This window comes from Paraburkholderia sp. Ac-20340 (assembly GCF_017104965.1).
GTDB lineage: Bacteria > Pseudomonadota > Gammaproteobacteria > Burkholderiales > Burkholderiaceae > Paraburkholderia.
This window is the reverse complement of record NZ_JAAGPR010000025.1, coordinates 95,039-109,948: the sequence shown is the minus strand read 5'-3', so window position 1 is coordinate 109,948 and position 14,910 is coordinate 95,039. Positions and strand designations below refer to the sequence as shown.

General features: G+C 64.2%; 15 protein-coding genes. 10 read left to right on the top strand and 5 right to left on the bottom strand.

Features of this window, described 5'->3' with window-relative positions:
- A complete protein-coding gene (locus tag G3N59_RS26305) occupies positions 1 to 513 on the top strand; it encodes an HPP family protein (protein WP_205985738.1) in 513 nt (170 codons plus the stop codon).
- A gap of 339 nt (positions 514 to 852) precedes the next feature.
- Positions 853 to 1,644 carry an MHYT domain-containing protein gene (locus G3N59_RS26300; protein WP_205985737.1) on the top strand — a complete coding sequence of 264 codons (792 nt, stop codon included), beginning with the start codon at positions 853 to 855 and terminating at the stop codon, positions 1,642 to 1,644.
- Positions 1,645 to 1,747: 103 nt separating this feature from the next.
- Here the strand turns inward: G3N59_RS26300 and G3N59_RS26295 are convergent, their stop codons facing one another.
- Entirely contained in the window at positions 1,748 to 2,389 is a 642-nt protein-coding gene (locus tag G3N59_RS26295; protein ID WP_205985736.1) for a LysE family translocator, read from the bottom strand.
- Positions 2,390 to 2,853: 464 nt separating this feature from the next.
- On the opposite strand from G3N59_RS26295, the gene G3N59_RS26290 reads away from it, so the two are divergent.
- Positions 2,854 to 3,087 carry a hypothetical protein gene (locus tag G3N59_RS26290; RefSeq protein WP_205985756.1) on the top strand — a complete coding sequence of 78 codons (234 nt, stop codon included), beginning with the start codon at positions 2,854 to 2,856 and terminating at the stop codon, positions 3,085 to 3,087.
- Between the two features lie 195 nt (positions 3,088 to 3,282).
- Here G3N59_RS26290 and G3N59_RS26285 read toward each other — a convergent pair whose 3' ends face one another.
- A complete protein-coding gene (locus tag G3N59_RS26285) occupies positions 3,283 to 3,717 on the bottom strand; it encodes a hypothetical protein (protein WP_205985735.1) in 435 nt (144 codons plus the stop codon).
- Positions 3,718 to 3,884: 167 nt separating this feature from the next.
- The gene (locus tag G3N59_RS26280; RefSeq protein WP_205985734.1) at positions 3,885 to 4,778 is read right to left on the bottom strand and encodes an aldo/keto reductase family oxidoreductase; all 894 of its coding nucleotides are present in this window, start codon (positions 4,776 to 4,778) and stop codon (positions 3,885 to 3,887) included.
- Between the two features lie 127 nt (positions 4,779 to 4,905).
- Here G3N59_RS26280 and G3N59_RS26275 point away from each other — a divergent pair, with 127 nt between their 5' ends.
- Positions 4,906 to 5,841 carry a LysR family transcriptional regulator gene (locus G3N59_RS26275; RefSeq protein WP_205985733.1) on the top strand — a complete coding sequence of 312 codons (936 nt, stop codon included), beginning with the start codon at positions 4,906 to 4,908 and terminating at the stop codon, positions 5,839 to 5,841.
- Here G3N59_RS26275 and G3N59_RS26270 read toward each other — a convergent pair.
- Positions 5,807 to 6,763, bottom strand: a complete 957-nt coding sequence (locus tag G3N59_RS26270; RefSeq protein ID WP_205985732.1) for a DMT family transporter — start codon at positions 6,761 to 6,763, stop codon at positions 5,807 to 5,809. The genes G3N59_RS26275 and G3N59_RS26270 overlap by 35 nt on opposite strands.
- A gap of 181 nt (positions 6,764 to 6,944) precedes the next feature.
- On the opposite strand from G3N59_RS26270, the gene G3N59_RS26265 reads away from it, so the two are divergent.
- Positions 6,945 to 7,670, top strand: a complete 726-nt coding sequence (locus tag G3N59_RS26265; protein WP_205985755.1) for a helix-turn-helix transcriptional regulator — start codon at positions 6,945 to 6,947, stop codon at positions 7,668 to 7,670.
- Positions 7,671 to 7,682: 12 nt separating this feature from the next.
- Here G3N59_RS26265 and G3N59_RS26260 read toward each other — a convergent pair whose 3' ends face one another.
- The gene (locus G3N59_RS26260; protein WP_205985731.1) at positions 7,683 to 8,183 is read right to left on the bottom strand and encodes a GAF domain-containing protein; all 501 of its coding nucleotides are present in this window, start codon (positions 8,181 to 8,183) and stop codon (positions 7,683 to 7,685) included.
- Positions 8,184 to 8,912: 729 nt separating this feature from the next.
- Here G3N59_RS26260 and G3N59_RS26255 point away from each other — a divergent pair.
- From G3N59_RS26255 to rbsK, 5 genes are all read left to right on the top strand, one after another.
- Positions 8,913 to 9,437: a spore coat U domain-containing protein gene (locus tag G3N59_RS26255; protein ID WP_205985730.1), complete on the top strand. Its 525-nt coding sequence runs from the start codon at positions 8,913 to 8,915 to the stop codon at positions 9,435 to 9,437.
- Between the two features lie 20 nt (positions 9,438 to 9,457).
- On the top strand, positions 9,458 to 10,186 hold the full coding sequence (locus tag G3N59_RS26250; RefSeq protein ID WP_346777936.1) for a fimbria/pilus periplasmic chaperone: 729 nt from the start codon (positions 9,458 to 9,460) through the stop codon (positions 10,184 to 10,186).
- A 372-nt stretch (positions 10,187 to 10,558) separates the two neighbouring features.
- A complete protein-coding gene (locus G3N59_RS26245; protein ID WP_241024159.1) occupies positions 10,559 to 12,829 on the top strand; it encodes a fimbria/pilus outer membrane usher protein in 2,271 nt (756 codons plus the stop codon).
- Entirely contained in the window at positions 12,826 to 13,824 is a 999-nt protein-coding gene (locus tag G3N59_RS26240; protein WP_241024127.1) for a spore coat U domain-containing protein, read from the top strand. The genes G3N59_RS26245 and G3N59_RS26240 overlap by 4 nt, the downstream gene beginning before the upstream one ends.
- Before the next feature lie 195 nt (positions 13,825 to 14,019).
- Entirely contained in the window at positions 14,020 to 14,910 is an 891-nt protein-coding gene (rbsK, locus tag G3N59_RS26235; RefSeq protein ID WP_205985728.1) for a ribokinase, read from the top strand.

The following is a 14,910-nucleotide window of genomic DNA, read 5'->3' as shown; positions in this document are numbered from 1 at the left end:
ATGACCTCCCCGTCCGCCGTTAGCGCCGGAACCAACGGGGCCGCAACGTGGCGCGTTCAGGCCGGCAGCATTGCGCTGGCCGGTCTGGGCGCGTTCGTTGCGCTGGCTCTCGTCGGTACGCTGGCACAAAAGAGCGCGCAACCCTGGATGCTCGGTTCGTTTGGCGCGACCTGCGTGCTGCTGTTCGGTTTTCCGGCCAGCCCGTTTTCACAGCCGCGTAACATCATCGGCGGTCATGTGCTGACGTCCTTGACCGGCTTGCTCTGCCTGCACCTGTTCGGCCCCGGCTACATGCCGATGGCATGCGCCGCCGCCTGCGCATTGATGCTGATGATGCTCACGCGGACCGTGCATCCGCCCGCAGGCAGCAATCCCGTCATCATTTTCATGGCGCAGCCGGGCTGGTCGTTTCTGCTGTTGCCCACGCTGCTCGGAGCCGTTGCGCTGGCCTTGACCGGTTGGGTTTACTGGTCGATCGTCAAACGCGGTTCGTGGCCCGCGCCGCGAAAGTGACTGCGTTACCGGGCATGCGCCCTCAAGGTGCGCATGCCCGTTTCACTATTGCGCTATTAACTAAATATCGACTGAGTTTCGCTTCTAAAGATTTAATGCTGTTTGCATAAATCACGTTCTACAATCGTTCAGATCGTCAGAAAGCCCCTAAAAAAGCGGTCATTTCTACGTATTCGCTCATGTTCGCTTTTGCGTGATTCGGGTTCTGCCTTGCTATTGCGCGCAAAGGTTTCTATGTATACTCGATGTGATTGTTAAGACGAAACGGACGCCCGGGGAAGTGGTACTCGCGTCCTGGCTCGAGCCTCGCACAACGCAGTTCACACGAGTTGAACGAACATGACCGGCTACTACGATCCCTCGCTTGTCGCGCTTTCCTGTCTGCTGGCGATCTTCGCATCGTTCACGGCATTGGATATTTCCGATCGTCTGGATGTGATCGGCAAACGTCCGCTGTTGCCGTGGATTGCATTCGGCGGCTGCATCATGGGGCTCGGCATCTGGTCGATGCACTTCATCGCGATGCTGGCGTTCCATCTGCCGATCGCGGTCGGCTACAACATTCCCGCTACGCTGGCTTCGCTCGCGATTGCAATCGTTGCGTCCGCCATCGGTTTTCTGCCGCTGTGCCGCTATGAATTGCGCTGGCCGCTGCTCGCGGGCGCCGCCGTCGCGATGGGTCTCGGCGTCGCCGGCATGCATTATCTCGGCATGTGGGCGATGGATATCTGTCCCGCCATTCACTACCAGACCTGGTTAGTGATCCTCTCCGTCATCATCGCGATCATTGCGAGCGGGGCGGCGTTGCTGCTGGCCTTCGATCTGCGCCGCCGCAGCGCGATGCGCCGCACGCGCCAGATCAGCTCGGCGGTCGTGATGGGCGTGGCGGTATGCGGGATGCACTACTGCGGCATGGCCGCGGCGCATTTCGAGGCGGGCAGCTATTCGGTATCCGACTTGCGCAATATGCCGGTGCCCTGGCTGGCCGGCATCGTCGTCACGTTCAGCCTGTTGATTTTCGCGGCATCGATTGTCATCGCCATGCTCGACGCCCGTTCCAGCAAACGCGCCCGCGCCATCGCCGATGCGATCCTGGACGAGCACATCAATCGCCGTAATCCGGCGCATTGATCGGCCTATTCCGGCGCGCATAAAAAAGGGCGGCTCGAGGCCGCCCTTCGTGTTTCCTGGGTCACTTGTTTCTTAGGTCACTTTCTTCGCGGCGCGCTACCGCTTACTGCCGCATCAAAGCCATCATCGCGCCGAAGCCGACAAAAACGCCACCGGTCACGCGATTGAATACCTTCGCCACGCGCTGGCTCTTGAGCGTGACACCGATGCGCGTGCCGAAGCTCGCATAAACCAGATACCAGCTCACTTCGCACACCGCGAACGTCGCCACCAGCACGCCGAATTGCGGCAGCGTGGGACGGCTCGCGTCGATGAACTGCGGCAGCAGCGCGGCGGCGAACAGAATCGCCTTCGGATTGCTGCTGGCCACCAGAAAACCGTTGCGGAACAGCGTGCCGGGCGAACGTGCCGGGCGGGCGGCGAGCGCTTGCGCGCTGGCGTCGGCGGCTTCGTTGCGCTCGACCGGCGCGCTCCAGGCCTTGATGCCCAGATACACCAGATAACCCGCGCCGACAAAACGCAGCACGTTGAACATCGTCGGCCATGCCTGCAGGAACACGCCCAGCCCGGCGGCGGAGACGGCCAGCATCAGCACGAGCGCGGACAGGCAGCCGCCCATGGTCGCGCTGGTGCGGCGCAGACCGTACTGCGCGCCGTGCGACATGATGAGCAGCATATTGGGGCCGGGGATGGCGCAGACGACGAAGACAGTGGCGAGGAACAGCCACCAGGTATGGAGGTTCATTGCAACGGCCTGGCAAGGGGGAAGAAAAAAGGAACCAGGATTATGCCAGCGCATGCGTGGGCGGGGCGAGGCACTCCGCTGCGATGCGTGCCGCGTAAAAGAAAAAAGCCCGCGGGGAGGCGGGCTTGAACCACGTCAAAGGAGACATGGAGGAGACGAAGAAAGTATAGGTAAGTCATTGATGCATCGCAATAAACATCCGAAGATTGAATCGTTAACCATTGTCAGAAACAGCGATTTATGATTGCTGAGCCTGTCGCGCTCGCCCACAATGCATCAACGTTAGCGCCTCGATTCAGGTCGCATGAGGCGCATGCGGTGGGAGAACGGTGCGCCGTCGTCAGCACGATGTCGGCGGCACCTCGACAGGCAAAAACGCAGGGATCGTAGTGGTGGCATCGGCGGCGCAGCGGGCGGATTTTTTCGCCGCCCACGCGCCAACTCGCATGAACCGGAGGGGTCAAATGGGCATTCTGGACAAGGTGGGCGAAATCGCCGGCGCAGTGGCGGCCGTCGAAGCGGCGGAGAAGGTTGATCCTGACGCCGGTTTTCTGACCAAGGCGGCCGCAGCGGTCGCCGGTTTCGAAGGCGCGGGGGCGCTCGAAAAGATGGTCGAGAAGAAAGAGGATGAAAAGCCCGCCGACGACGGCACGCAGCAAGCCGACGCTGGTGACGCATCGGCAGATCCGCAAACCTGATGCGGTTTCTGCATACGAACTGACACAGGACAAGCACGGGGTTCCCGCGCGCGCCGTTTGAGGGAGCGGCGCGCGGCGGATGAGAGTGGCAGGACTTGATGAGCCGCGGTGTTCGAGCCGCGGCTTTTTTTCGTCTGCGGGTTGTGTGCGAGTTGTGTGCGGTTTGTGTGCCAATGCCGGCGTGCGCTTATTGCTTCACGAACACGAAGTCGCATTGTCGCGTGGTCGTGCGCGAGCCGGTGCCCGAAGCCGCGTCGAAATGGGCGCTGATGTTGTCTCGTAAGGCGTGCGCGGATCGAGATGGCCGACCGAATAGCCGGGTGCGCTGGTCAGCCCCTGACCGAGCAAGGTGGCGGCGCCATCGGGTTCGATCTTGCCGTCGAGTGTGAACCAGCCGCCGCGGCCTTTATCGCCGCGTTCGCCGTGCATCACGCCATCGACGACGGTGGCCGGAAAATGGAAGGTATAGCTGTAAGCGCCGTCCGGGCCGGTCGCGCAGGTGAGCGTGACGCTCCAGGTGCCGTCGAATTTTCCGGCTGCCAGGGCGTTTTGCGCGTCGAATGCGAACAAGGCCAGCGCCGCTAGCCATGCCGCCAGGCGAGTGCGCTGCCGGTTTGGGTTTGCAGGCATCGTCGGTCCTCCCGGAAACGCGTGCCGCTGGCGGCGAACCGATGCCGGATCGCCGCCGAATCCACGCTGAAACCATTCTGGATGCAAGGTCCATACCCGCGTGTGCGGCGGCTCACCTTTCGCGTTCTTTCGCCCAGGGCCCGCGACTCAAACCGGCATGATTACGCTCAGGCCGCCTGCCTGCCGATCGCGTCGAGCTTCGCGAGCACGTCCGCGCTCAGCGCGAGCGACTCCGCCTGCATGTTCTCGCGCAGATGCGCAACTGACGACGTCCCCGGAATCAGCAGCACATTGGGCGCGCGATGCAGCAGCCAGGCGAGCGCGACGGTCATCGGCGTTGCGCCCAGCGACTGCGCGATATCCGACAGCGCCGACGATTGAATCGGCGTGAATCCGCCGAGCGGGAAGAACGGCACATAGGCGATGCCCTGGGCGGCGAGCGTGTCGATCAGCGCGTCGTCGGTGCGATTCACGAGGTTGTAGTGGTTCTGCACGCAGACGATCGGCGCGATGCGGCTGGCGTCGGCGATCTGCTTTGCCGTCGCGTTCGACAGGCCGATGTCGCGCACGAGGCCGCGCTGGCGCAGCGTCGCGAGCGCGTCCATCTGACGCTCGATCGGGCCTTCGGAGGGCTGGTGGACGTCGCCCATGACGCGCAGATTCACGATATCCAGCGTTTCCAGGCCGAGATTGCGCAGATTGTCGTGAACGGCACGTTCGAGATCGGCGGGGTCTTGCGCGGGCAGCCAGGCGCCCTGGTCGTCGCGCACCGCGCCCACCTTGGTTACGAGCGTGAGATCGGCGGGATACGGATGCAGCGCCTCGCGGATGATCTGGTTGGTCACGTGCGGGCCGTAAAAATCGCTGGTATCGATGTGATTCACGCCCAGCGCGATGGCTTCGCGCAGCACCGCGACGGCCTGCGCGCGGTCTTTCGGCGGCCCGAACACGCCAGGACCAGCGAGTTGCATGGCGCCATAGCCCATGCGGTTGACCGCGCGGCCAGCGAGATTGAAGCGGCGTGCGGGGGACTGAGTCTGCGTCTGCGTTGCTTGCGTCATGGCGTTCTCCTCGAAAAGGGATGGCGCCGGTATGGGCGCAGTTGCGCTGTTGGATAATCCCATCTGATCCGCACGGGTTGTGCAAAATTTTGCACAATGGCGATGTCTGTACTCACACGCCATCGCCATGAATCAGGAAACGCGTCTGCAGCCGAATCTCGCCTTCGAGATGAACGACCTTGCCGCATTCGCCGCTGTCGCGCGGGCGGGCGGTTTTCGCGATGCGGCGCGCACGGGCGGCGTGTCGGCGTCCAGTTTGAGCACTGCCGTGCGACGGCTCGAAACGAAGCTCGGGCTGCGCTTGCTCAATCGCACCACGCGCAGCGTCGCGCCGACCGAAGCGGGGCAACGTCTGCTCGAAACCATCACGCCGCTGTTCGCCGAAATGAAAGCGGCGCTCGACGTGCTCAACGGTTATCGCGACCGGCCCGCTGGCGTGCTGCGCCTGAATGTGCCGGCCAATGTCGCGCGCAGCGTGCTGCCGCCGATCCTCGCGCCGTTCGCGCAGGCCTATCCGGAAATCCGCGTGGAAGTGATGGTGGAGGACGGTTTCGTCGATGTGTTGCAGGCCGGTTGCGATGCGGGCATCCGCTACGACGAGCGGCTCGATCAGGACATGATCGCGCTGCCGATCGGCCCGCGCACGCAGCGCTTTGCCACCGCCGCTTCGCCCGCTTATCTCGCGGCGCGCGGCGTGCCTGAACATCCGCGCGATCTGCTCGATCATGCGTGCCTGCGCATCCGTTTTGCGGGCGGCGCGATGGCGATCTGGGAATATCAGCGCGATGGCGAAACCGTGCGGCTCGATCCGCCGGGGCAAGTGGTGGTGAAGCCCGCCGGGTCGCTCGATCTCGTGACGGAAATGGCGCTGCGCGGCGCGGGCGTGGTGGCGCTGTTCGAGGACATGCTTGCGCCGCATTTCGCCAGCGGTGCGCTGGTGCCGGTGCTGGCGGACTGGTGGCCGGAATTCTCCGGGCCATTTCTCTACTATCCTGGGCGGCGTCATGTGCCCGCGCCGCTCAGGGCGTTTATCGATTTTCTGAAATCGATGGATGATTCGTAATCCTGTCTTTTTGCTTCGTGCGTATCGATCGCGCAAGCGGCGTTCGCCACGTTTGCGCGAGCAACACACCCGCGAGCGCCGTCACGCCGCCCAACAGGTGATACGCATGCAATTGCTCGCCGAATACGCCCACGGCCAGCGCCGCCGTGAACACCGGCAGCAGGTTCATATACATGCTGCAGCGATTCGGGCCCAGATGCTTGACGCCCTGCATCCAGAAAAACGGCAGCACGACTGAAGCCAGCGATCCTGCATAGGCGATCAGCGGCAGGCTGGCGCGATTGGGCAACGCCCCGGCGATCGGCAGACGCGAAAGCGGCACGAGCATGAACAGCAGCGCGGCGATCGCCTGACAATACGTCGATTGCCACGACGGCAAACCCACGTGCCAGCGGCGCAACAGCACGCCATAAAGCGCATACGCGAGCGCCGCGACGAGCATCAGCAGATCGCCGCTATGGACGCCGCCCGCGAGCAGCGCTGCGGGCCGCCCGGCGGTGATCAGCCAGAGCAGTCCCGCGAACGAAATCACGCCGCCGCAAGTCATCCCGGCGGTAGGCGTTTCGCCGAGCAAGGCGACGGAGAGCAGCATTGTGAGCAAGGGCACCAGCGCCGTCATGATCGACATATTGGTGGCCGTGGTGGTTTTCGCCGCCGCGTAGGACAAACACTGGAACAGCGCCATGGCGAGCAGGCCGAGCAGCGCGAGCTTCGGCAATTGCGGCACGATGGCGGCGCGGTTGCGCCAGGCGGCGGCGGGCACGAACAGGCTCATCAGCGCGACGGCCAGCACGAGGCGCCAGAACGTGATGGCGTACGGGTCGATGGTGTGCGCGGAGAGCCGCGAAACCATCACGTTGCCCGACCAGAGCAGGATGGCGACGAGCGGAAAAAGCGCATGGCGCGGGGCGGCGGTGGACATCGGATGCAATCTCATGAGGGCCAGAAGAACCCCGATGATGCGTGCGATGCCTCATGCCTGTCGCGCGCTAGAATGGCAAAATCTATCGCGAAACTGCCAAACTTCCGCAAGCCCGCCAACGACTATCGTGACAATCGCCACTCCGCCCGCAGACGTCCACGTTCCGTTCGAAGACACGCCGATGCCGGTTGCGGCCATGGCCGCCGATTATCCGCACGGTGCGTTTATCGCCACGCATCGGCATCGGCGTGCGCAACTGCTCTATGCGATCGAAGGCGTGATGCTGATCGAGGCGCAGGCAGGTCGCTGGGTCGTGCCGCCCACGCGCGCGGTCTGGCTGGATGCGGGACTGGAGCACACGGTACGCATGAGCGGCAACGTGCGCATGCGTACCGTATTCATCGAGCCGGGCGCGGCCGAGGGCTTGCCGCGAGGCAGTTGTGTCGTGGATGTGCCGCCGCTGTTGCGCGAGCTGATTCTCGCGGCCGTCGATGTGCCGCTCGACTATGCGGCGGGAAGCCGCCATGACCTGCTGATGCGTTTGTTGCTGGCGGAACTCGCGGTGATTCCGCGCTTGCCGCTGTATCTGCCTTGGCCCGCCGATGCGCGCCTGCGGCGCTTATGCGATGCCATCGTGGCCGCGCCCGAGGCGGCGCATGAAGTGGCGCAGTGGGCCGCGCTGCTCGGTATGGCCGAGCGCACCTTGCATCGCGCATTCCAGCGCGAGACCGGCATGACGCTCGGGCGCTGGCGGCAGCACGCGCGGCTTTTCCTCGCGCTGGAGCGCCTCGCACACGGGGAGAAGATCGTGGCGGTTGCGCTCGATCACGGCTACACGAGCCAGAGCGCGTTTGCCGCCATGTTCCGGCGGCATTTTGGCGTCGCGCCTTCGGCGTTCTATCGCTGACGCAGGCTGCTCTTACGCAGTCTTCTTCCAGCCGAACTCGACGAACACGCGGCACAGCTCGGCCATGCCTTTGGCGTCTTCGTCGTCGAAGCGCGCGAGCAGCGGGCTGTCCACGTCCCACACGCCGATCAGCGAGCCGTCAGCCGCGACCAGCGGCACGACGATTTCCGATTGCGACGCCGAATCGCAGGCGATGTGGCCCGGGAAGGCGTGGACGTCGGGCACCAGCTGGATTTCGCGCGTCTGCGCTGCCGTGCCGCACACGCCCTTGCTCAGCGGAATGCGCACGCAGGCGGGCTTGCCCTGGAACGGACCGACCACCAGTTCCTTGCCGTCGAAGAAGTAGAAGCCGGCCCAGTTGAGCCCTTCGAGCGAGTTGTACACCAGCGACGAGAAGTTGGCCGCGTTGGCGATCGCATCGGTTTCGCCTTCGATCAGCGAGCGCGCCTGGGCGGCGAGCGTCGCGTAGAGGGCGGATTTTTCTGCGGGCAGGGCGTCGGAAAGCGAAAACATGTCTGTGATACCTGAAAACCGGGTTAAGCGGCAGCGTTTGGACCGCCGCGAAGTGCGAGGGCGCCAGTTTAGGCCACTTTGCGCGTTTTTGCCGAGGGGCGCGTTGTCCCGGGGCAGGCGCGACATGTTTCGGCGGGTTTCAAATGCCGTCTGCGATGGTTGATTACCGGCGCATCGATTTTCCCGTGAGCGCATTTTTTTAATGGAATCGCCATCGCCGCGCGCGATCGAATTACCGCGCATTTCAACGCACACGTTTGCGCGCTGCAGGGCTTTCCCGCACAGTAAATCTTGCTGATTTCGTCAGCATTTCAGGGACTCATTGCGCGCTCAGCGAATGGCCGCGCGGCTCCGAACATGCGTGCCGCATGACGTCGATAAAAATCGATTGCGTGGACTACGAAGCGATTGCGCGAAGTGCCCGTATAAAGCACGTCTTATCGCGGTAATGAGTCGAAGATATCTGCCTAGAATTCACTAAAAGACGGTGAAACCAGATTCGCATAAATGTCGCAGGGTAACTGCCTGGTTAAGAAGTCGTGCGTTTTCCTTCAGGAAAAAATTGCATACGCCGTAAACCCGGGTAGATGCGTCAGAAATCGTTGTGATTGCGAAATGATGCGTTGCAAACCGGACGGGATTCGCGGACCACCGCGACAAGAGACGGGGAAGTTTGAATACATAACGCGTCGCCAGAACGACGCGGATGCCTGAGAGAGGGCCGAAGCAATGAAACAGAAACTCCTGACGAGCGTCATCACGGTCGCGCTGATCGGCGGCCCCATCGCGGCAACTGCGGATGCCGCGACCTATTCGAACGGCACCGCCACGGCGACGTTCCTCGTTTCCCTGACGCTGCAGGCCAACTGCACGATCAGTGCGAATCCGCTGGCCTTCGGCACCAACGGCGTGCTGACGACGGCGCTGAACCAGCAGACCACGGTGGCCGTCGATTGCACCAACACCACGCCGTACAACGTCGGGCTCGACGCCGGCACGGTGAGCGGTTCGACCGTGACGAGCCGCCTGATGGCCGGCACGGCCAGCGGCAATACCTCGACCACGGTGGGCTTCCAGCTCTATCAGGATTCGGGCCACACGACGGTCTGGGGCAATACGCAGGGCACCAATACCGTTGGCGGCACGGGCTCGGGCAGCGTGCAGTCGATCAACGTCTACGGCCAGATTCCGGTCCAGACCACGCCGCGTCCGGACACCTATCAAACGACCGTCACCGCGACGGTCTACTTCTAGTCGCGGGGCACACCATGCGCGTGCTCCATCGTCTCCTGAACCTTGCGCTTGCCGGCGCTGCCGTGGCCGCGTGTCTGGGCAGCGCGCAGGCCGCCACCCTGCAGATTTCGCCCGTGATGGTCGATCTGGCCGCCGACGCCAACGCCTCGGGCCTCACGCTGCGCAATTCGGGCAGCAAGCCGATTTACGGCCAGGTCCGCGTCTATCGCTGGAGCCAGGCGGGCGGTGAAGATGCGCTCACGCCCACCCAGGACGTGGTCGCGAGCCCGCCGCTGATCGAAATCGGCGCGGGTGCCGAGCAACTCGTGCGGCTCGTGCGCACGGTGCCGGGCGCGAGCAGCGTCGAGCAGAGCTATCGCATCTTGATCGACGAACTGCCCGAGCCTGACGCGACGCCGTCCAGTGGCGTGGCGATCCGGCTGCGCTACTCGGTGCCGGTTTTTATCGATCCGGGCAGCGGTCCGGCGCGTCAGCCCAATCTAGCGTGGCGTCTGCGCCATGGCGAGGCGGGCTGGTTGCTCGAAGTCGCGAACACGGGCGGGCGACGCGCGCAGATCGCGGGCGTCGAGATCGTCGATGGCGCGGGGCATGCGTTCCCGATCAACCGTGGCCTGCTCGGTTATGCGCTGGCCGGTTCGATGCGCGAGTTTCCGCTCGCGCTGCCCACATCCGCCGACCTCAACGGTCCGCTCAAGGTCCGCGCCGCAGTCAACGCGCAGCAGACCGAGGCGGCCGTGCTGAGCCATTAGGCTGCTCTGTTCCTGCCGTGAATGGCGGTTTCGCCTGCGCCTGTGCGCGCCGCGGGAAGCGCGTCTGCGCGCGCGTGCGTCTGCCCGGCTGGCTGTGCAAACAGGGTTTGAGCCTCTTCCGCCGCCTGCGATGCGGTTTCCATCGGCTTGTTTCCTTCGACAAGGATTGCGAATCAATTGACGCGGCGCTTCAAGCGAGAGAAGGCTCATCCATTGAAGGCGATCTCGCTCGCTGCCGTGCTGTTCTTCGCCGCGCAAACGTGCGCGCGGGCGCAGGGCCCGGCAGTTTCATCGGGCGTGTTGCCCGAAGCCGTGCTCAATCCGCCCGCCGAACCGAACGCCACGCTCGCGGGCGCCGCGCGTGCGCGAGCGTTGCCGGCGCAAAGCGACCTCTATCTCGAAGTCACGCTCAATGGCGACCGCACCGCGCTGATCGCGCATTTCCGACAACGCGATGGACGGCTCTATGCCGATCCCGCCGATCTCGACACCATCGGCCTGCGCGTACCCGACATGCCGCTCGAAACGCGTAGCGGCGCGCTGGGCAAAGCCGGCGCCAGCGATATCGCGCTCGACAGTCTGCCGGGCCTGCATTACCACTACGACGAGACCACCCAGTCGATCGCCATCGAAGCGCCCGATGCCTTGCGCAAAGCCTATGTGTTCGACACGCGCGCGCTCGAAAAAGCCCCGCAGGCCAGCGCCTCGCGCGGCCTCGTGCTGAACTACGACGCCTATGTGGAAAATGCCGGCGACACGCAGGCGGCGCTATGGTCCGAAGAGCGCTACTTCGATCCGTATGGCGTGTTCAGCAATACCGGCACCGCGTATCTCTACCGCGATATGCATCGCTACGTGCGTTTCGATACTTCGTGGCAGACCTCGAATGCGACCACGCTCACGACCGCGCAGGTGGGCGACACGATTTCCTCGTCGCTGGACTGGAGCCGTTCGCTGCGGATTGGCGGCTTCCAGTGGCGCAGCAATTTCGCACTGCGCCCGGATCTGGTGACGTTTCCGGTGCCGTCGCTTTCCGGTTCGGCTGTGGTGCCGTCGTCGGTCGATCTCTATGTGAACAACGTCCGGCAGTTTTCCGGCTCGGTGCCGGGCGGTCCGTTCGTCATCAGCAACGTGCCGGGCATCACGGGCGCGGGCGAGGCGACGGTCATCACGCGCGATCCGCTCGGGCGCGCGGTGACGACCACGGTGCCGCTTTATATCGATACGCGTCTGCTGGCGGCGGGGCTGTCGAGCTATTCCGTCGAGGCGGGTTTTCTGCGCCGCGATTACGGCGTGGAGTCGTTCAACTACGATCCGCATCCGGTTGCGAGCGCATCGATGCGGCACGGCATCAGCGACCGCCTGACGGTCGAAGCGCACGCCGAAGTCACCGGCGGTCTCTACGATGCCGGCGCGGGCGCGCTGGTGCGCATCGGCCAACTGGGTGTGATCAACGGATCGCTGGCGGCGTCGACCGGGCATCTTTCGGGCGCACAGGTCGGCTTGGGGTATCAACTGATCACGCAGGCGTTTTCAGTCGAATTGAGCACGTTGCGCGCGACGCGTCATTACGGCGATCTGGCCGCGCGCGATGGTTCGCCTGTGCCGCTGGCGACCGATCGTGCCACCGTGAGCGTGCCGCTGCCGGGCGCGCAGACGATCGCGCTGAGCTACATCGGTTATCGGTATCCCGATGTGGTGGCGTCGCATATTGGTTCGGTATCCTATACGGTCAGTTTGCGAAATCTGGTTTCGCTGAGCGTGTCGGCGTATCGCGATTTTGCGTCGCGTGGCTCGTCGGGCGTGTTTCTCAGCGCCAGCATGGGGCTGGGCAATAACGCGTCGATCAACGCCAGCGGCGGGCGTCAGAACGGGCAGGGCACCTGGAACGTCAACGCGTCGCGCGCGCCCGACTACGACGGCGGCTGGGGCTGGATGGTGCAGGACGGCGGCAACAACGCCTCGCACTATCAGCAGGGCCAGGTGCAGTATCTCGGGCGCTACGGGCAGGTCACGGCGCTCGGTCAGGCGCTCGATGGACATATGGCCGGATCGCTCGACGTCACCGGCGCGCTGGTTGTGATGGACGGGTCGGCGCTGCCCGCGCGGCGTATCGACGATGGCTTCGCGCTGGTTTCCACCGACGGCATCGCGGGCGTGCCCGTGCTGCACGAAAACCGCGTGATCGGCACCACGGATTCGCGTGGCCACCTGCTGGTGCCCGACCTCAACGCCTATCAGAACAACCTCATCAGCGTGGACAGCATGGGCTTGCCCGCCGAAGCGCGTATCGCCACGACGCGCGCGAATGTCGTGCCGAAGTCGCAATCGGGCGTGCTCGCGAGCTTCAAGGTCACGCAGTATCGCGCGGCTTCCGTGATCCTGCGCGGACCCGACGGCGCGTTGATGCCGCCGGGCGCGCGCGTGCATCACGAAGAAAGCGGCTCGGACACGATCGTCGGCTACGACGGCCTGACCTTCATCGAAAACCTGCAGGCCGATAACCACCTGAGCGTGAGCGCGACGAGCGGCAAGGGCGCGATCCATTGCGCGGCTTCGTTCCGCTACGTGCGGCCGACCGACGGCTCGCTGCCGACCTACGGCCCGCTCACCTGCCAAACCGTTTCTGGAGATTCACCATGAGCCGTTCCCGCCATCGCCTCGTCATGCTGTGTGCCAGTGTGCTGCTGTGCGTGCTCGCCACGCTGATGCCGGGCCGCGCGCACGCGCAGACCTGCACGGCGACGGTGTCGTCGATCAGCTTCGGCACGGTGAGCCCGATCACGCGCGCGGCCGTGAACGGTTCCGGCACGATCAACGTGACCTGCAACTGGACCGTGGTGTCGCTCGCGCCGACCGCGCTCGTGTGCCTGAACCTCAACGCCACGCAGCCGCGCGTGCTCACGCAGACCGGCGGCACGGCGACGATGCAATACGATCTCTACAGCGATCAGGCGCATTCGATTTCGTGGGGCTCGACGGGCGCGGCGACCACGCCGATCTCGGTGACCTTGCAGCAGCCGTTGCTCGGCACCAGTACCACGGCCTCGATAACGTACTACGGTCAGATCGCCGCGAATCAGCCCACCGTGCCCACGGCGAACAATGGCGACACGGTCTATTCGCACAGCTTCAGCGGCGCCGAAACGTCGTTGATGTACGGTTATTACCTGCTGGGGATTCTCGGGCCGCCGGGCTGTTCGTCGCTGACCACGAGCGGCGGGTCGCTGGCCTTCACGGCGAGCGCCACGGTCACCAACAACTGCAATATCAGCGCGAGCAATATCGTGTTTCCGGCGGCCGGCGTGTTGAGCAGCGCGTTGTCGGCGACCGGCACGATCACCGCGCAATGCACCAGCGGCGACGCGTTCAAGATCAGCCTGAACGGCGGATCGAGCAATGCGGTGAACGCGCGCACGATGGTGTTGTCGGGCGGCAGCGCGACAGTCGGCTATCAGATCTATTCGGATGCGCAGCACGCGACACCCTGGGGCGATGGCAGCAATGGAACGAGCGCAGTCACTGGAACCGGTTCCGGCAACACGGCCTCTTTTACGATGTATGGCGTGGTTCCCGCGCAAAGCACGCCCCAGCCGGGGACTTACACGGATAGTGTTACCGCGACCATTAGTTTTTAAGGCTATTTCTGCACGCTGCCCTATTTGTTCTGATGTATCGGGTAATACCCTGGGAGCTATTTCCCGTCGGTGAGGACTCTGGTATAAATGCGCTCCCAAGCTGAGTACGTTTTAGCACAGTAAAAAATCACGGTCTGCGAAGTGATCGACAACAGTCGGTCGGCAAAGCGGATCGCACGCGGTGGAGGAAGTGCCATGGCACGCGTCGTAGTGGTGGGCAGCATCAATATGGACATGGTCGTCACGACCGACACGTTTCCGCGGCTTGGCGAAACGCTGTTCGGCTCGCGTTTCGCGACCTTTCCCGGCGGCAAGGGCGCGAACCAGGCGGTGGCCGCCGCGCGTCTGGGCGCCGATGTCACGATGGTCGGCTGCGTGGGCGACGACGCATTCGGCGCCGCGATGAAAGCGACGCTTGCGCGCGAAGGCATCGATGTGAGCCACATCCGCACCGGCAAGGAAGCGACCGGCGTGGCGTCGATCACGCTCTCGGGCGGCGACAACGCCATCATCGTCGTGCCAGGCGCGAACAACGAACTGTCGCCGGAAGACATCGACCGTGCGAGCGACGCGTTCGCCAACGCCGACGTGATCCTCGCGCAACTCGAAGTGCCGCTCGACACCGTGCTGCACGCCGCGCGCCGCGCCCGCGAACACGGCAAGCCGTCCTTCCTGAATCCCGCGCCCGCCGTTGCGCTGAGCGACGAACTGGTTTCGCTCACCACGCTTCTGACGCCGAACGAACACGAACTCGCCACGGCGCTGCAGACGCCGGCCGGCTGGTGGGCCGAAGTGCTCGCGCGCATGCCCGGCCGCATCGCGATGACGCATGGCAAGGAAGGCGCGTATTTCACCCAGGCCGACGGCACGCTCGTGCATCAACCGGGTTTTACGGTCGAGGCCGTCGATTCGACCGGCGCGGGCGATACCTTCAATGGCGCGATGGCGGCGTTCTGGCATCTGGGCATCGAAGCCGCCGTGCTGCGCGCGAATGCAGCCGGCGCGCTGTCCGTAACGCGCCCGGGCGCGCAGGGCGGCATGCCCACGCTCGCCGAACTCGAACAGTTTCTGGCCCAGCAATCGTAA